11 protein-coding genes are annotated in these 13978 nt (G+C 72.9%); 5 read left to right on the top strand and 6 right to left on the bottom strand.

Annotated features, from left to right (window positions below; translation table 11 throughout):
* The first annotated feature begins 124 nt into the window (after window positions 1-124).
* The gene (locus tag SMA5143A_RS41060; RefSeq protein WP_107467883.1) at window positions 125-931 is read left to right on the top strand and encodes an HAD family hydrolase; all 807 of its coding nucleotides are present in this window, start codon (window positions 125-127) and stop codon (window positions 929-931) included.
* A 71-nt stretch (window positions 932-1002) separates the two neighbouring features.
* On the opposite strand, the gene SMA5143A_RS41055 is transcribed toward SMA5143A_RS41060, so the two are convergent.
* Entirely contained in the window at window positions 1003-1770 is a 768-nt protein-coding gene (locus tag SMA5143A_RS41055) for a transglycosylase SLT domain-containing protein (RefSeq protein ID WP_107467882.1), read from the bottom strand.
* 807 nt (window positions 1771-2577) lie between these two features.
* Here SMA5143A_RS41055 and SMA5143A_RS41050 point away from each other — a divergent pair.
* The 4 genes from SMA5143A_RS41050 to SMA5143A_RS41025 all read left to right on the top strand — a co-directional run bounded on the left by SMA5143A_RS41050 (window position 2578) and on the right by SMA5143A_RS41025 (window position 7779).
* Complete coding sequence (locus tag SMA5143A_RS41050; protein ID WP_107467881.1) at window positions 2578-3588, top strand: polyprenyl synthetase family protein; 1011 nt, start codon at window positions 2578-2580, stop codon at window positions 3586-3588.
* 796 nt (window positions 3589-4384) lie between these two features.
* Window positions 4385-5740: a LolA family protein gene (locus tag SMA5143A_RS41035; RefSeq protein ID WP_181362274.1), complete on the top strand. Its 1356-nt coding sequence runs from the start codon at window positions 4385-4387 to the stop codon at window positions 5738-5740.
* A 76-nt stretch (window positions 5741-5816) separates the two neighbouring features.
* Window positions 5817-6890, top strand: a complete 1074-nt coding sequence (locus SMA5143A_RS41030; RefSeq protein ID WP_107467877.1) for an ABC transporter ATP-binding protein — start codon at window positions 5817-5819, stop codon at window positions 6888-6890.
* Window positions 6877-7779 carry an ABC transporter permease gene (locus SMA5143A_RS41025; protein WP_107467876.1) on the top strand — a complete coding sequence of 301 codons (903 nt, stop codon included), beginning with the start codon at window positions 6877-6879 and terminating at the stop codon, window positions 7777-7779. The genes SMA5143A_RS41030 and SMA5143A_RS41025 overlap by 14 nt, the downstream gene beginning before the upstream one ends.
* A 10-nt stretch (window positions 7780-7789) precedes the next feature.
* On the opposite strand, the gene SMA5143A_RS41020 is transcribed toward SMA5143A_RS41025, so the two are convergent.
* The 5 genes from SMA5143A_RS41020 to SMA5143A_RS41000 form a co-directional block, all read right to left on the bottom strand.
* Window positions 7790-9169 carry an amidase family protein gene (locus SMA5143A_RS41020; protein ID WP_107467886.1) on the bottom strand — a complete coding sequence of 460 codons (1380 nt, stop codon included), beginning with the start codon at window positions 9167-9169 and terminating at the stop codon, window positions 7790-7792.
* Between the two features lie 425 nt (window positions 9170-9594).
* Window positions 9595-10914, bottom strand: a complete 1320-nt coding sequence (locus SMA5143A_RS41015; RefSeq protein WP_219923652.1) for a tetrahydrofolate dehydrogenase/cyclohydrolase catalytic domain-containing protein — start codon at window positions 10912-10914, stop codon at window positions 9595-9597.
* Between the two features lie 7 nt (window positions 10915-10921).
* A complete protein-coding gene (locus SMA5143A_RS41010; RefSeq protein WP_107467875.1) occupies window positions 10922-11533 on the bottom strand; it encodes a hypothetical protein in 612 nt (203 codons plus the stop codon).
* A 145-nt stretch (window positions 11534-11678) separates the two neighbouring features.
* Window positions 11679-12092, bottom strand: coding sequence for a DUF4913 domain-containing protein (locus SMA5143A_RS41005; protein WP_107467874.1), 414 nt, complete (start codon window positions 12090-12092; stop codon window positions 11679-11681).
* A 34-nt stretch (window positions 12093-12126) separates the two neighbouring features.
* Window positions 12127-13878 (bottom strand): type IV secretory system conjugative DNA transfer family protein, encoded by a 1752-nt coding sequence (locus tag SMA5143A_RS41000; RefSeq protein ID WP_107467873.1) that lies wholly within the window; start codon window positions 13876-13878, stop codon window positions 12127-12129.
* Between the last annotated feature and the right edge of the window lie 100 nt (window positions 13879-13978).

Below are 13978 nucleotides of genomic sequence, written 5' to 3'. Positions count from 1 at the left end.
AAGATCTTCATCAGCCTTCTAGGGGCTGTGGAGTCGCGGCGATGAACACGGGTTCGGGCAAGGGGAGTTGACGTCGGCCGGTTCCGGGCGAACCGATGGGGGTCGGCATCCGTATTCTCTGATCATGGCCGCACCCACCGCATATTCACTCATCGCCACTGACCTGGACGGAACGCTCCTGCGCAGTGACGACACGCTCTCCGACCGGTCCCTCGCCGCGTTGGCGCAGGCCACGGAGGCCGGTGCTCAGCACCTCGTGGTGACGGGACGGCCGGCGCCGAGAGTGCGCCCCCTCTTCGACGACCTCGGCAGCAGGGGGCTCGCGGTGTGCGGGCAGGGCGCGCAGTTGTACGACCCCGGCGCGGACCGGCTGCTCTGGTCGGTCACCCTCGACCGGGAACTCGCGGAGACCGCGCTCGGCAAGATCGAGGCGGAGGTCGGCCAGGTGTACGCGGCCGTCGACCAGGACGGCGTCGACGGCCTCACCCTGATCGAGCCCGGCTACCTCATGCCGCACCCCACGCTGCCCGCCCTGCGCGTACCGCGCCGGGACGACCTGTGGTGCGAGCCCATCAGCAAGGTGCTGCTGCGCCACCCCTATCTCTCGGACGACGAGTTGGCCTCGGCGGCTCGCATGGCGGTCGGTTCGCTGGCGACGGTCACCATGTCGGGGCCCGGCACCGTCGAACTCCAGCCGTGCGGCATCACCAAGGCCACCGGTCTGGCCCTGGCCGCCGAGCACCTCGGGCTCACCCCCGGCGGGACCATCGCCTTCGGGGACATGCCCAACGACATCCCGATGTTCGACTGGGCGGCGCACGGGGTCGCCATGGCCAACGCCCACCCCGAACTCAAGGCCGTCGCCGACGAGGTGACCCTGTCGAACGAGGACGACGGGATCGCGGTGGTGCTGGAGAGGCTGTTCGCCTGAACGCCGACTCCCCCCGGGCCGGTGACCCGGGGGGAGCGGACCGGCCCGAGGGCCGCGCGGATCCGGCGGGATCAGTACGCGCCGAAGACGTTGTCGATCGAGCCGTACTTCGCGGCGGCGTAGTTGCACGCCGCCGTGATGTTCGCGACCGGGTCGAACGGGTCGAAGGCGGTGCCGGGCACGTGGTACGCGGCGAAGGTCGGGTCGATGACCTGGAGCAGGCCCTTCGACGGGGTGCCCGCGGCGGCGTTGGAGTCCCAGTTGTTGATGGCCTGGGGGTTGCCCGAGGACTCCCGCATGACGTTGCGGTAGATGCCGTCGTACGAGCCGGGGATCCCGTTCCGCGCCATGATGTCCAGCGACTCCCGGATCCAGCCGTCGAGGTTGTTCGGGTACGTCGTGGCGGCCGCCGGGGTGGCCTGGGCCACGGTGCCGGCCGGCTTGCTCGTGACGGCCGGCTTCTTCTTCGTCGCCGTCGTCCTCGTCGCCATGAGCTTCAGCTTCATGCCCGGGTGGATCAGCCGCGGGTTGTCGCCGACGGTCTTGCGGTTGTCCTTGTAGAGCCGCTGCCAGCCACCGCTGACACCGTGCTTCCGCGCGATCGAGGACAGGGTGTCCCCGGAGGCGACGGTGTAGGTGACGGACTTCGGCTGGACGACGGCCGGCGCGGTCCGCGCGACCGACTGCACGGAGGCGGCGGCCTGGGTCGGCTGGGCGGCGCTCGCGGTGCCGACCGCGGTGAGCGGCAGCACGAGGGCGGCGCCGCCCGTGCCGGCGGCGACGATTCCGCGGGTGAAGGGGTTGGTTCTGGGACGGCGGTGCTTGCCTCGTCCGGGCATGGCGGATTCCTCTCCGGCGCCTGCGAGGTGAGCTGTCGGGTTCGGGCGGGAGGCGCCCGGCCGCACTCGGCCGCCCGGCGTGCGCCGTGCGTGCGGCGCGCGTCGGTGGACCGTGTGTGGCTTCACCCCGAGCCGGTCCGGTGGGGAAGGCCGGACCGGCGGCTTACCTGGTTCCCCCGCTCCTGCCGTGCGTGGTCGAGTGGTCGGGTGGGGAGTCCGGGCGGCGGCAGGATTCGGCGATCCGTCCGGACGGGGTGTGAACGTATGCGAGAGCACACGAGGGGAACAAGCCCCGAATCCTGATATGGGTGTAGTTGACCTTGAGTTTGACCGATATGGGCGTCGGGTTCGTGCGCTATGCGCCCCTCAACTTGCCTACTGCAAAGGGAAAACGGGGTGGGTGTGGCGAGGTGTGGCACCCGGCGTGCGTGACCCAACTCACGGGAGGAGTGGGGTGAAGTGCGGGTAACGCGCAAAACGGTCAACTCGGGTTGCCCGAAAGGCCGGTTTGGGTGGGGTGCGGGGCTGGGTCGAAAGTGGTGCGCAAGGGCGGATTTCGGTCATCGCGGGCAGTGTGATCGCGGGCGTCGCTGGATATGCGGACATATCTCCTGATCAGGAATATTTCGGGCGCCCATCCGTGTTGTCCGAGTCGAACCCGTGGGCGCTCGTGGTGATCGAAAGGTGACCGGATACGCTGACTCGGGTGATGGCAGCGACAGATCGACAAACTGTGTCATCGACCGTGAGACCGACCTAGACCGACCGTGTGATCGTCAGCAGACGTCAGCAGACAGGAGAACCCTCGTGACCGTCGTCGAGCCGTTCGGGCTGAGCGCGCGGGACCAGGCTCTCGAAGCCGATGTCCAGGCCGGACTGGCTGCCGTCGAGGAGGGTCTGCTCGAGGCCACCAAGAGCGAGGTCCCCTTCATCCAGGAGGCCGCCCAGCATCTGCTGCGCGCGGGCGGGAAGCGGTTCCGCCCGCTGCTGGTGATGCTCGCGGCGCAGTTCGGCGACCCTTACGCGCCGGGTGTCGTGCCCTCGGCGGTCGTGGTCGAGCTGACCCATCTGGCCACGCTGTACCACGACGACGTGATGGACGAGGCCGAGGTGCGCCGGGGCGTGCCGAGCGCCAACGCCCGCTGGGACAACTCCCTCGCCGTCCTCACCGGCGACTTCCTCTTCGCCCGCGCCTCCCACGTCCTCGCCGACCTCGGCCCCGACGCCGTCCGCATCCAGGCCGAGGCCTTCGAGCGGCTGGTCACCGGACAGATCCTGGAGACCGCGGGTCCCCGCGACGGTCGCGACCCCATCGACCACTACCTCGACGTGCTCGGCGGCAAGACCGGCTCGCTGGTCGCCGTCGCCGGACGGCTCGGCGCGCTGATGGCGGGCGCCGACGAGACCGTGGTCGACGTGCTCACCCAGTACGGGGAGCGGCTCGGGGTCGCCTTCCAGCTCGCCGACGACGTCCTCGACATCGCCTCCGACTCGCACGAGTCCGGCAAGACCCCCGGTACGGATCTCCGCGAGGGCGTGCCCACCATGCCGGTGCTGCGGCTCCGCGAGCGGGCGGGCCGGCTCGGCGAGCCCGACGACCTCGCCCTGTGCGAACTGCTCGACTCCGACCTCACCGACGACGCCCGCCACGCCGAGGCCCTGGCCCGCCTCCGGGTGCACCCCGCGCTCGAACAGGCCCGCCGGGACACCGTGCGGTACGCGGAGGAGGCGCGGGCGGTGCTCGCACCCCTGCCGCAGTGCGGAGCCAAGGAGGCCCTGGTCGAGCTGTGCGACGCGGTGGTCCACCGGGCCGGTTAACCCCGGCCCCGGCCTCTCCGGCTCCGGTCCCTCCGGCCCCGGCCCCGGCCTTCACGGCCTTGGCCTTCCGGCCCCGACCTTCTCCGGCTCCGGCCCTCCGGCCCCAGGTCCGGCCTTTCCGGCTCCGGCCCTTCCGGCCCCGGCTCCGGCCTTCTCCGGCTCCGGCCCTTCCGGCCCCGGCTCCGGCCCTTCCGGCCCCGGCTCCGGCCCTTCCGGCCCCGGCTCCGGCCCTTCCGGCCCCGGCCTTCTCCGGCCCCGGCCTTCCGGCCCCGGCCTTCCGGTCCCGGCCTTCCGGTCCCGGCCTTCCGGTCCCGGCCTTCCGGTCCCGGCCTTCTCCGGCCCCGGCCTTCACGGCCTTGGCCTTCCGGCCCCGGCCCCGGCCTTCAGGGCCTTGGCCCTCCGGCTTTGGCTTCGGCGCTGCGGCTCCGGCCGTCACGGCCCTCCAGTCTCCCCGGCCTCGGCTCTCCAGCCTCCGCCTCTACGGTCTTCACGGCCCCCGGCCTCGGCCCTTCGCCCTTCCGCACCTCCGCCCTTCCGTACCTCCGGCCTTCGCCCTTCCGCACCGGCGCGGGAGGGGTGGTTCTCGTGACCCCTACGGGTTTGCCCGGGTGCCGTCGGCTCGTGTCATCCCGAAGCAGTCGTCGTGTCATCCCGTAGCAGTACGTGGAGTTGAGCCCCGAGTCTGACGATTCCCCTCCGCCGATTTGGTCAGATGGGTATCACCACTCCTCACCGATTCGGGTGAGAATGGCGGCTCTAAGTGGACGCCGCCGCCGACGACGGAGGTAAGGCACACATGGCACCGTACGAATCCGACGACAGCACCCGCGCCGGTGACGCGGCCGTGCTCGCGGCCGAGGCCGAGGAAGTGCGTTCGGCGCGACGCCGCAAGGCCGCGCGGTACGTCGTCCCGGCCACCGTGCTGGGCGTGGCGGCGGCGACCATCGGTCTCGTCCCGGCCTTCGCCGGTTCCGGCGACCCCGATCTGCCGAAGATCAGCGCGCAGGAACTCATCGAGAAGATCGCCGCCTCGGACGTACAGCGCGTGTCCGGCACGGTGAAGATCACCACGGATCTCGGCCTGCCCGACCTGGGCGGTCTCGCCGACAGCCTGGTGGCGCAGGGCGCCTCCGGTGGCGACGGCTCCTCCGCCGACCCGTCCTCCAAGCTGCTCGAACTCGCCACCGGCACCCACACGTTGCGGATCGCCACCGACGGCCCGGACAAGCAGAAGCTGTCCCTGCTGGACAAGACCTCGGAGTACAGCCTCATCCACAACGGCGACGAGGTGTGGGCGTACGACAGCGCCTCGAACGAGGTGTACCACGCGACCGGCGCCGGCAAGGACGGCAAGGGCGGCAAGGACGGCAAGGGTCGTGAGGACGTTCCCGAGGACGTGCCCGCCACGCCGCAGCAGCTTGCCGAGGAGGCCCTGAAGGCCGTCGACGACACCACGTCCGTGACCGTCGACGGGACCGCGCAGGTCGCCGGGCGCGACGCGTACAAGCTGGTGATCGCGCCCAAGCAGTCCGGTTCGACGATCGGCGCGATCTCCATCGCCGTCGACGCGAAGACGGGGCTGCCACTGAAGTTCACGCTGACCCCGGCGAGCGGTGGCTCGGCCGTCGTGGACGCCGGCTTCACCGAGGTCGACTTCGGCAAGCCGAGTGCCTCCACCTTCGACTTCACCCCGCCGAAGGGCGCGAAGGTCACCGAGGCCGACGAGCTGGAGGGGTCCGGCCACCACGACAACAAGGGCGACGGGTTCGGGAAGGACTTCGAGAAGGAGTTCGGTAAGGACTTCGAGAAGGAGTTCGGCAAGGACGCGGACCTCAAGGGGGCCGGGGGCGCCGAGGAGGACTTCGCGAGCGGACTCGGCGGGCTGAAGACCATCGGCAAGGGCTGGAGCGCCATCGCCGTGATCGACAGCGGGGCCGAGGGCGGCATGCCCACCGGTGGCTCCGAGTCGTCCGGTGACAGCCGCGTCGACGGGTTCCTGAACTCCCTCGGCGACCAGGTCAAGGGCGACTTCGGCTCCGGCACGGTCTTCAAGACCCGCCTGATCAACGTCCTGTTCACCGATGACGGCAAGGTGTACGCGGGCGCCGTCACCAAGGACGCGCTGGTGAAGGCGGCCGACGCCGCCAAGTAGGCCCGTGCGCCGTACACCGTATGCCCGAACGGGTGTACGGCCGTACGGCGTACGCCTGTACGTGAATGAGGGAGCCATGCAGGAACAGTCCGCCGCTGCCCCGGACCCGGACTCGAACCGTGACGCGGACCCGGACCCGGACCGTGACGCGGACCCGGACCCGGACCGTGACGCGGACCCGGACCCGGACCGTGACGCGGACGGGAGTGCGGGCGCCGGTGCGGCGGTGATCTCCACCCGTGCGCTCACCAAGCGCTACCGCGGTGGGCAACTCGCCGTGGACGGCCTCGACCTGACCGTCCCGGCGGGCAGCGTCTTCGGCTTCCTCGGCCCCAACGGCTCCGGCAAGACCACCACCATCCGTATGCTCATGGGCCTGATCGAGCCGACCTCCGGCACCGCCGAGGTCCTCGGCAGGCCCATGCCGCGTGCCGCCCGGACCGTACTGCCCGAGGTCGGCGCCCTCATCGAAGGGCCCGCGCTGTACGGGTTCCTCTCCGGCCGCGACAACCTCCTCCGGTACGACGCCGCCGACCCGACCGCCGACCCCCGCACCCGTCGCGCACGCGTCGGGGCCGCGCTGGACCGGGTCGGGCTCACGGCCGCCGCCGGCAAGAAGGCGAAGGCGTACTCGCTGGGCATGAAACAGCGGCTGGGCCTCGCCTCGGCGCTGCTGAGACCGCGCCGTCTCCTCGTCCTCGACGAGCCGACCAACGGGCTCGACCCGCAGGGCATGCGGGAGATCCGCGCCCTGGTACGCGAGTTGGCGTCCGACGGCACCACTGTCTTCCTCTCCTCGCACCTGCTCGACGAGATCGAGCAGGTGTGCACGCACGCCGCCGTCATGGCCCAGGGCCGGCTGATCACCCAGGGCCCGGTCGCCGACCTGGCCGCCGGGGCACGGGGACGGCTCGTCGTCACCACACCCGACCCGGCGGACGCCGCCCGGGTGCTCAAGGAGCAGGGGGTCGGTGATGTCGTGGTGACGGAGGACCGGGTGACCGGGGAACCACCGGACCGCGACCTCGCCGAACTGAACGCGGCGCTGGTCACCGCGGGCGTCCGCGTCCGCGGCTTCGGCGTCGAACGCGCCTCCCTGGAGGACGCGTTCGTGGCACTGACGGGGGAGGGATTCGATGTCGCGGGTTGAGCAGGACGGCACCACCGCGGACAGGGCGCCGAGCCCGCTGTGGACGTTCGGGCTGTTCCGCAGTGAACTGGTCACCACGTTCCGGCGGTGGCGGACGCTCGCGCTGCTCGCCGTGCTCGCGGCCGTGCCGGTCCTCGTCGGGATCGCCGTGAAGATCGAGACCGGCGACGGGTCGTCGATGGGCGGCGGCCCGGGCGGCGGGGGCGGTGGCGGCGAGGGCCCGGCGTTCATCGCGCAGATCACCAACAACGGGCTGTTCCTGGTGTTCACGGCGCTGGCCGCGACGCTCCCCTTCTTCCTGCCGATGGCGGTCGGCGTCGTCGCGGGGGACGCGATCGCCGGGGAGGCGGGCGGGGGCACCCTCCGCTATCTGCTGGTCGCGCCGGCCGGCCGCACCCGGCTGCTGCTCACCAAGTACGCGACGGTGATGACGTTCTGCCTGGTCGCGACCCTGGTCGTGGCGGCCTCCGCACTGGCTGTGGGGGCGCTGCTGTTCCCTCTCGGCGAGGTGACGACGATCTCCGGGACACGCATCGGCTTCGGCGAGGGACTCTTCCGGGCACTGCTGATCGCGTTGGCGGTGGCCGCGTCACTGATCGGCATCGCCGCGCTGGGACTCTTCGTCTCGACCCTCACGAACAGCGGCATCGCCGCGATGGCGACCACGGTCGGGCTGCTCATCACCGTCCAGATCCTCGACCAGATCCCCCAACTCGACGCCCTGCACCCGTACTTCTTCTCCCACTACTGGCTGTCCTTCGCCGACCTCATGCGCGAGCCGGTCTACTGGGACGAACTCCAACGCAACCTCGGCCTCCAGGCCCTGTACGCGGCGGTGTTCGGCTCGGCGGCCTGGGCACGGTTCACGAGCCGGGACATCACGACGTAGCGGGGTCCGGCTACGCGAGGGCGGCTTCGGCCGCGAGCGCCACGTCGAGCAGCAGGTCCTCCTCGCCGTGGCGGGCCACCACCTGAAGGCCGACCGGGCAGCCGTCCGAGCCGAAGCCGGCCGGGAGGCTCAGGGCGGGATGGCCGCTGAGGTTGAACGCCCAGGTGAGGGCTGTCGAGTAACGGTCACCGGGTCCTTCGTGGCCATGCGGGGCGTTGGGCGTGGCCGGGGTCAGGAGCAGATCGGCGTCGCCGAACAGCGCGGCGAGCCGCCGGTCGTTCCCGGCGCGGAGCGCGTCGGCGGCGGTACGCCCGGTCCCGGCATCCGGGGCCGAGGAGTCGCGCAGAGCCAGCCAGGCAGGGGCCGGGTCGTCCAGACGCACGGGCCGTTCTGGTCGTACGAGGCGGAGAAGGCCGGCGTCCACAAGGCGGAGCGCGGCGGCGTGGGCGACAGCGGGGGGCTCGGGGTCGGGGTCGGCGAAACCGAGGTCTGCCGACCAGACGGCGGTGATGGGGAAGGGAGTGCCGGGGGCGGGTGGGGTGCCGCCGCCGGGCGGCGGGCTCTCGACGGGTGAGGTGTCCGCGCCGGGCAGGTTGCCGCCTTGGCCGGGCAGGGTGTCCGCGCCGGGCGGGTTGGCGCCTTGGACGGGCAGGCTGTCCGCGCCGGGCGGGTTGGCGTCCTGGTCAGGCAGGGTGTCCTCGCCGGGCGGGTCGGCGTCCTGGCCGAGGGCGGCGGTCGGTGGACCCGCGAACGGCTCGGCACGTCGGGGGTTCTCGTCGCGGACGCAGCGCCAGTACGCCGCCGCGTCCGCCGCGTACCGGGTGAGGACACCGGGTGCCGCCAACCCGGTGCGGTCGGCGGTCGGCAGCCGTCCGTTCGTGATCTTCAGGCCGAGGACGCCGCACCACGCGGCCGGGATGCGCACCGACCCGGCGCCGTCCGTACCGGTCGCCATCGGCACGAGGCCGGCGGCCACCGCCGCCGCGGAACCGGCCGAGGAGCCGCCCGGGGTCCGGTCGCGCCGCCAGGGGTTGACGGTACGGCCACCGGCGCCGAGGCCCCATGTCTGCCAGGGGGTGCCGCGACCTGGCACCGAGGTCGCGCCGACGGGGACGCAGCCCGCCGCGACCAGCGCCCGTGCCGGTGCGGCACGCAGCCCCGACCGGCCCTTCACCCCGATCGGCACGCCGGCCAGCGGCAGCGGTTCACCGGCCGCCACCCGCCGGTCCACGTCGGCCGCCCACCGCAACGCGTCCTCGGCCCACACCTCCACGAACGCGCACAACGCGGGCTCCGCCGCCGCGATGCGCCCGAGGCACTCGGCGACGACATCGACGGCCCGCACGTCCCCGGCCCGCACGGCGGCGGCGATCCCCACAGCCGACGGCATCGGGAAGCCGCCGGGCGGGAGGGCGCCGAGGGGCGAGGTGCCGGGGGAGCTGGGGGTGGGGCGGGTGGTTCCCGGGGGCTGGGGAGAGGGCGGCGAGGAGGAGGGCGTCGCGGCGTGGGGCTGGGAGCGGTGCGGCTGCATGGCCTTCTCGGGTTCCTATGGCGGAGGGGTACGCGGTGTGCGCGGGTGGCCGGAAGCCTGGGCGCCGGGCCTGTGGCGTGCGGGCGGGTACGTGTTCCGTGGCTGGTGCGGGGGCGATGGGGCGGCGCCTCCGCTGGCTGTGCGTGATGCGGGCTCCCCGGCTTCCAGCTTGCCTCCTCATGCCTTGGCCGCGTCGCGCGCCAACGGGGTTCTGCTCGCCAACCATGTTCCGCCCGGTGCCGGTGCCGGTGCCGCTGCCCGGGTCGGCGGCCGGCGCCTCGCGCTCAGCGGCCCGGGGCTCCAGGCGTCGGCGGCTTGGGCGGGACCGGTGACTGGGCGCGGGTCGGTGCGGATGGTCCGGCGGTCGGGTGGACCGTACCGGGGCCGACACCCCCGTGCCCGGCCCCGGTACGGAGTCTCGCGGCCTGCGCGATCGGATTGCCGACGAACGCCTGCGAACCGGCTGCCTGCGCACCAGCCGCCTGCGAACCGGTTGCCTGCGCACCGGCCGCCTGCGAGCCGGACGCCTGTGGCCCGGGGTTCTGCGGCCCCGCCGCCCCGCCCGCCGTCCGCGCCCCGGCCGTCGGCCCTCCGGATGCCTGCTGACCGGGCCCCTGGGAGCCACCGGCCCCCGGCTGCCCCGCCGCCTGCTGCCCCTGGGCCGCCTGCGCCGGCTGCGTCGCCGTCACCGTCGCGGGCGACGGTTCCCGGGCCCCCTGGGTGAGCTGGTCCTTGGTCAGGTAGGGGCGGGGGTCCACCTTCCAGGAGGGCGCGTCGGGGTCGACCTCGCGGCGGACGACGCGTTCCATGAGCGTGGCCATCTCGACCGGCCCGATCCCGCCCGGCACCGGTGTGAGGTGCTGCGGGATGTCGTACGCCTCCCGCTGGACGTCCCCCTTCACACTCCCGTCGGCCTGCGGGACGAACCCGGAGTCGACGACGAGCCGGTGGTGGGGCCGGAGGTGGTCGGGGCCGAGGATGCCGGGGTTGCCGGTGACGGAGACGACGATGTCGGCGTCGCGCACCCGCCGCAGGTCGTCACCGGCGTCGAGTTCCATCAGCCGGTGGCCCTGCTCGCGCAGCGTCGTGACCACGCCCTGCCCGACGAACCCCTTGCTGCCGACCACCGCGATCACCGGGTCGTCCTTGGCGAACGGTTCCACGACCCGGCAGATGCCCTCGGCCGTGGCGCACGCGTTGTAGGGGGAGCGGCCCTTGGTGAGCGCGTCGATGTCCTTCGCCGGGTCCATCCGCTGCACGAGCGGCTGGAGATGGGCCGGCGGCGGGAACTGCACGATGATCGCGCGGGTCTTCGGATCCTGGTTGGCCCGCTCCAGCACCTCCGCGAACTGCGCACGCGTGGTGCCCGGCGGCATCACCACATGGTCCGCCTGGAAACCGAGGTGCTCGAAACTCTTCACCTTCTGCTCGGCGGAGACCTTCGACGCCTCCAGCTTGATCTTCCAGTCCGGGGGGTCGTTCTCCGCGGGCTGGAACCGGATGATCGCCACGCGCCGCCCTGTCGGGGCGACGTCGTTCCGGTAGGGCTCGTACAGCTCCTTCGCCTGGCGCAGGACGTCCCGCCCCGACACGTGCTCGGTCATCGCCGGCTCACCCCCGGGTCGCTTCGTGGTCGATACGGGCGAGCACCCGGTCGACGGGTTCGAGGGCGCGGCCGAGGAGCTCCTCGACGTCCCGGACGGTGAACGTCCGGTCGCCCGTCAGGTCGTCGACGTGGCCGTTCGGGCCCGCCGTCAGCAGGATCTGGGTGAAGGACTCCGGCCCGGTCGGGTCGTGGTACGAGAACGCGCCGAAGTGGGCGATCCAGAACACCTCGACCGGCTCCGCGCCGAACGCCCGCCGCAGCGCGGGCAGTACGGCGTCCGCGACGCTGCCGAAGTCGTCGGTGACGCCGCGGTCGTCGGGGTTGCTCGCCAGCTCGGACACGACCGCGACCACCCGCCCCGTGGTGGTCGAGTGGACGGCGCGCACCAGCGTGTGCGCCCGCCCGGCCCGCCGATGACGCCAGTCGACGACGTCCTCGAAGTACCGGAGCGTCGGGTTGGTGAAGCCCTCGGAGCCACCAGGGCCACCGGAGCCACCAGGGCTGCTGGTGCCCTCGTGGTCGCCGTGGCCGCCGTGGCCGCCGTGGCCGCCGTGGCTGCCGTGCTTGCCGTCGTCGCCGGGGTTGGTGGGGCTGTTCGGGGTGGTCGGAATGCTCATGGTGTTTCTCCTGTCGGCCGCGTGACGGCGGCCGTCGGTGTGTCCGGGAACCCGCGTACCGCACAGGCCGGGACCGCGTTCCCACTGCCGGCCGCGCGGTGGTCCACCGCGCGCCGGTCCAGGGTAGGGAGGCCGGCCGCCGCGCTCAGGGGTCCGTGCCGTACGGTTCGGCGGTCGGCGACTGCTTGGCCCGGTGGCTGCCCGCCTTGCAGCCCGCGAACGGGCCCGCAGAGGAGCGGAGTTCGGCGAGTACGGGGCCCAGGTGGTCCCGGTGCCAGACGGCCGGGCCGGACAGGCCGGCCGACGGGTCGGCCAGCTCCTGCCAGGCCAGCCACAGGGCGTGCAGCCGGGCCACCGCCTCCAGGTGCTCCCACCAGCGCGGGCACCAGGGCTGCTGGGAGCTGACCTCACGGCCGTACACGGGGAGCAGCAGATCAGCGACCCAGACGGCCAGGCTGCGCATCTCCTCGCCGTACTCGGCGCCGTCGAGGTAGAGGATGAACGGCGGTGAGGCGGACACGGCGTCCTCCACGCCGGGCTGGTCCACAGCCGTGGTCATCGGGGGCTCCCTTCCTTGGGGTCGTGGCCCGCGCTCATCGGACGAAGCTCTCCGTCGCGCGGGCCGTGATGGCCTTGACCTCGGCCTGGGCGGCCAGGGCGATACGGTCGGCGCCGGGCTCGGCGTACCAGGGGCGCAGCCGGACCAGGGCCGGCTTCACCCCGGTGGCGAGCAGCAGCGCGGTGCCCTTGGGCAGGGCGCGGATGCGGTCGGCGGGCAGGATGCGTTCCAGGCGGTACGACGTGGAGCGCGACCTGCCGTCCTTGCCGCGGGAGTAGCTCACCGTCGACACGTCGTGCTCACCGACCAGGCGGGAGACCTTCTCCACGAAGTCCGCGTCGTCGAGGCCCGCGCCGAGCAGCTTGATGGTGGCGGCGCCCCACAGCGCGTCCATCCCGGCGTCACCCCATACGCGCGTGCCCTGCCGGTAGCTCTGGAGCAGGGTGACGACGTTGATGCCGCGTGAGCCGAAGTGGGAGTACAGGTCGGGCAGGTCGGAGATGCGGCACACGTTCGCGGCCTCGTCCAGCACGGCCGTCATCGGCGGGTCGAGGCGGCCGCCCATCCGCTCGGCGGCGACGACGCCCGCGCGCAGCACGGAGTCGGCGCACGCGGCGATCACCCCGGCCGCGGAGCCGCCGCCGTCCTTGGAGAGCAGGTAGAGCGTGTCCGAGGAGAGGACGTGCCGGTCGGGCAGGAACTGCGGGAGTTCCGGGTCGGGGCTCACCCAGGCCGCGATCGTCGGGTCGAGGAGGCAGGCCACGCACTGGCGGGCCGTCTCGTAGATGCCGTCGCGGGTCTCCACGGCGCCCTGGACGGTGCCCTGGAGCTGGTCGGCGAGGGCCGCCATGCCCGCGTCCCGCAGCAGGTCGACGGGGGTACGGTCGGCCGGGTCCGCCAGCCAGGCCAGCACCTCCCCGACCTGCCGGCCGCCGCGGTTGGCCGCGTGGAACAGGGCCGTGAGGGTGTTCTGGGCCGCCGAGATCCAGAAGTCACGCTTGGAGGCGTCGTCGTTGACCGCGCCGACGAAGTGCCCGGCGAGGCGGCGGGCGCCCTCGATCGTCGCGGCGTCGGCGAGCATGTCCCACCACAGGCCGCGCGGGGTGTGGGCGATGCCCTGCGGGTCGAACGTCCACACCGTGCCCGCGCGTTCGCGTTCGGCGCGCGTCACGCTGTAGACGTCCGCCTTGTTCGAGGTCAGCAGGACACTGCCGCGGGCGCGCAGCACACGCGGGACGGCGATACCGGTGGACTTGCCCGCCCGCGGCGCCATCAGGTCCAGTTCCACGTCCTCGTAGCTGCTGCGCAGCTCGGGCCCGCCGGGTTCCAGGTCGCCGAGGAGGTTGCCCGTGTCGTCCGGGGCGAGGCGGCCCGACTTCGGCAGGGACGGGCGGAGTTGGCGGGCGCGGGCGGCGGCGCCCTTCGGGAGGAGACCGGCGAGTTCCCTGCGGCCGGCCAGACCGGTGGGCTTCGCTCCGCGGCGGCGGATCAGGACGACCGGGGTGACGAGGAGGGCGACGGCCGCGCCGAACACGGTGCCGATGCCGGCGGTGATCGCGCCGGTGGACGTCGTCGGCCAGACTGTCGCCGGGCCCTCCTTCACGAGGGTGGACATCGTCTCCAGGGTGAAGGGCGGTGGGTCCCAGCCGTTGCCGGTGACGGCGGCGCCCAGGGAGCCGCCGAGCCAGGCGGCGAAGAAGAGGGTGCCGACGAGGAGGGCGACGCCGGGGACGACCCATGGGAGGAGGTCGTCGGCGGTGCCGTGCGGCTTCTTACGTGTACTCATGTCCTGGTTCCCCCGTCAGTCGGTTGATGTGGCTTCCTCGTCCCTTCGACCCCGGTCGGGCGCGGTAGGGGGTGGGGCCGTGGGGTGCGTGGGCGGGTGC

This window comes from Streptomyces sp. MA5143a (assembly GCF_900290235.1).
GTDB lineage: Bacteria > Actinomycetota > Actinomycetes > Streptomycetales > Streptomycetaceae > Streptomyces.
The sequence above is the reverse complement of the archived record's forward strand: the minus strand, read 5'-3'. Positions and strand labels throughout refer to the sequence as shown.

What these genes read in the sequence shown, in the direction of transcription:
- SMA5143A_RS41060 (WP_107467883.1), top strand. Translation starts at nt 125, where the DNA reads ATGGCCGCACCCACCGCATATTCACTCATCGCCACTGACCTGGACGGA.
- SMA5143A_RS41055 (WP_107467882.1), bottom strand. Translation starts at nt 1,770, where the DNA reads ATGCCCGGACGAGGCAAGCACCGCCGTCCCAGAACCAACCCCTTCACC.
- SMA5143A_RS41035 (WP_181362274.1), top strand. Translation starts at nt 4,385, where the DNA reads ATGGCACCGTACGAATCCGACGACAGCACCCGCGCCGGTGACGCGGCC.
- SMA5143A_RS41030 (WP_107467877.1), top strand. Translation starts at nt 5,817, where the DNA reads ATGCAGGAACAGTCCGCCGCTGCCCCGGACCCGGACTCGAACCGTGAC.
- SMA5143A_RS41025 (WP_107467876.1), top strand. Translation starts at nt 6,877, where the DNA reads ATGTCGCGGGTTGAGCAGGACGGCACCACCGCGGACAGGGCGCCGAGC.
- SMA5143A_RS41020 (WP_107467886.1), bottom strand. Translation starts at nt 9,169, where the DNA reads ATGCCGTCGGCTGTGGGGATCGCCGCCGCCGTGCGGGCCGGGGACGTG.
- SMA5143A_RS41015 (WP_219923652.1), bottom strand. Translation starts at nt 10,914, where the DNA reads ATGACCGAGCACGTGTCGGGGCGGGACGTCCTGCGCCAGGCGAAGGAG.
- SMA5143A_RS41010 (WP_107467875.1), bottom strand. Translation starts at nt 11,533, where the DNA reads ATGAGCATTCCGACCACCCCGAACAGCCCCACCAACCCCGGCGACGAC.
- SMA5143A_RS41005 (WP_107467874.1), bottom strand. Translation starts at nt 12,092, where the DNA reads ATGACCACGGCTGTGGACCAGCCCGGCGTGGAGGACGCCGTGTCCGCC.
- SMA5143A_RS41000 (WP_107467873.1), bottom strand. Translation starts at nt 13,878, where the DNA reads ATGAGTACACGTAAGAAGCCGCACGGCACCGCCGACGACCTCCTCCCA.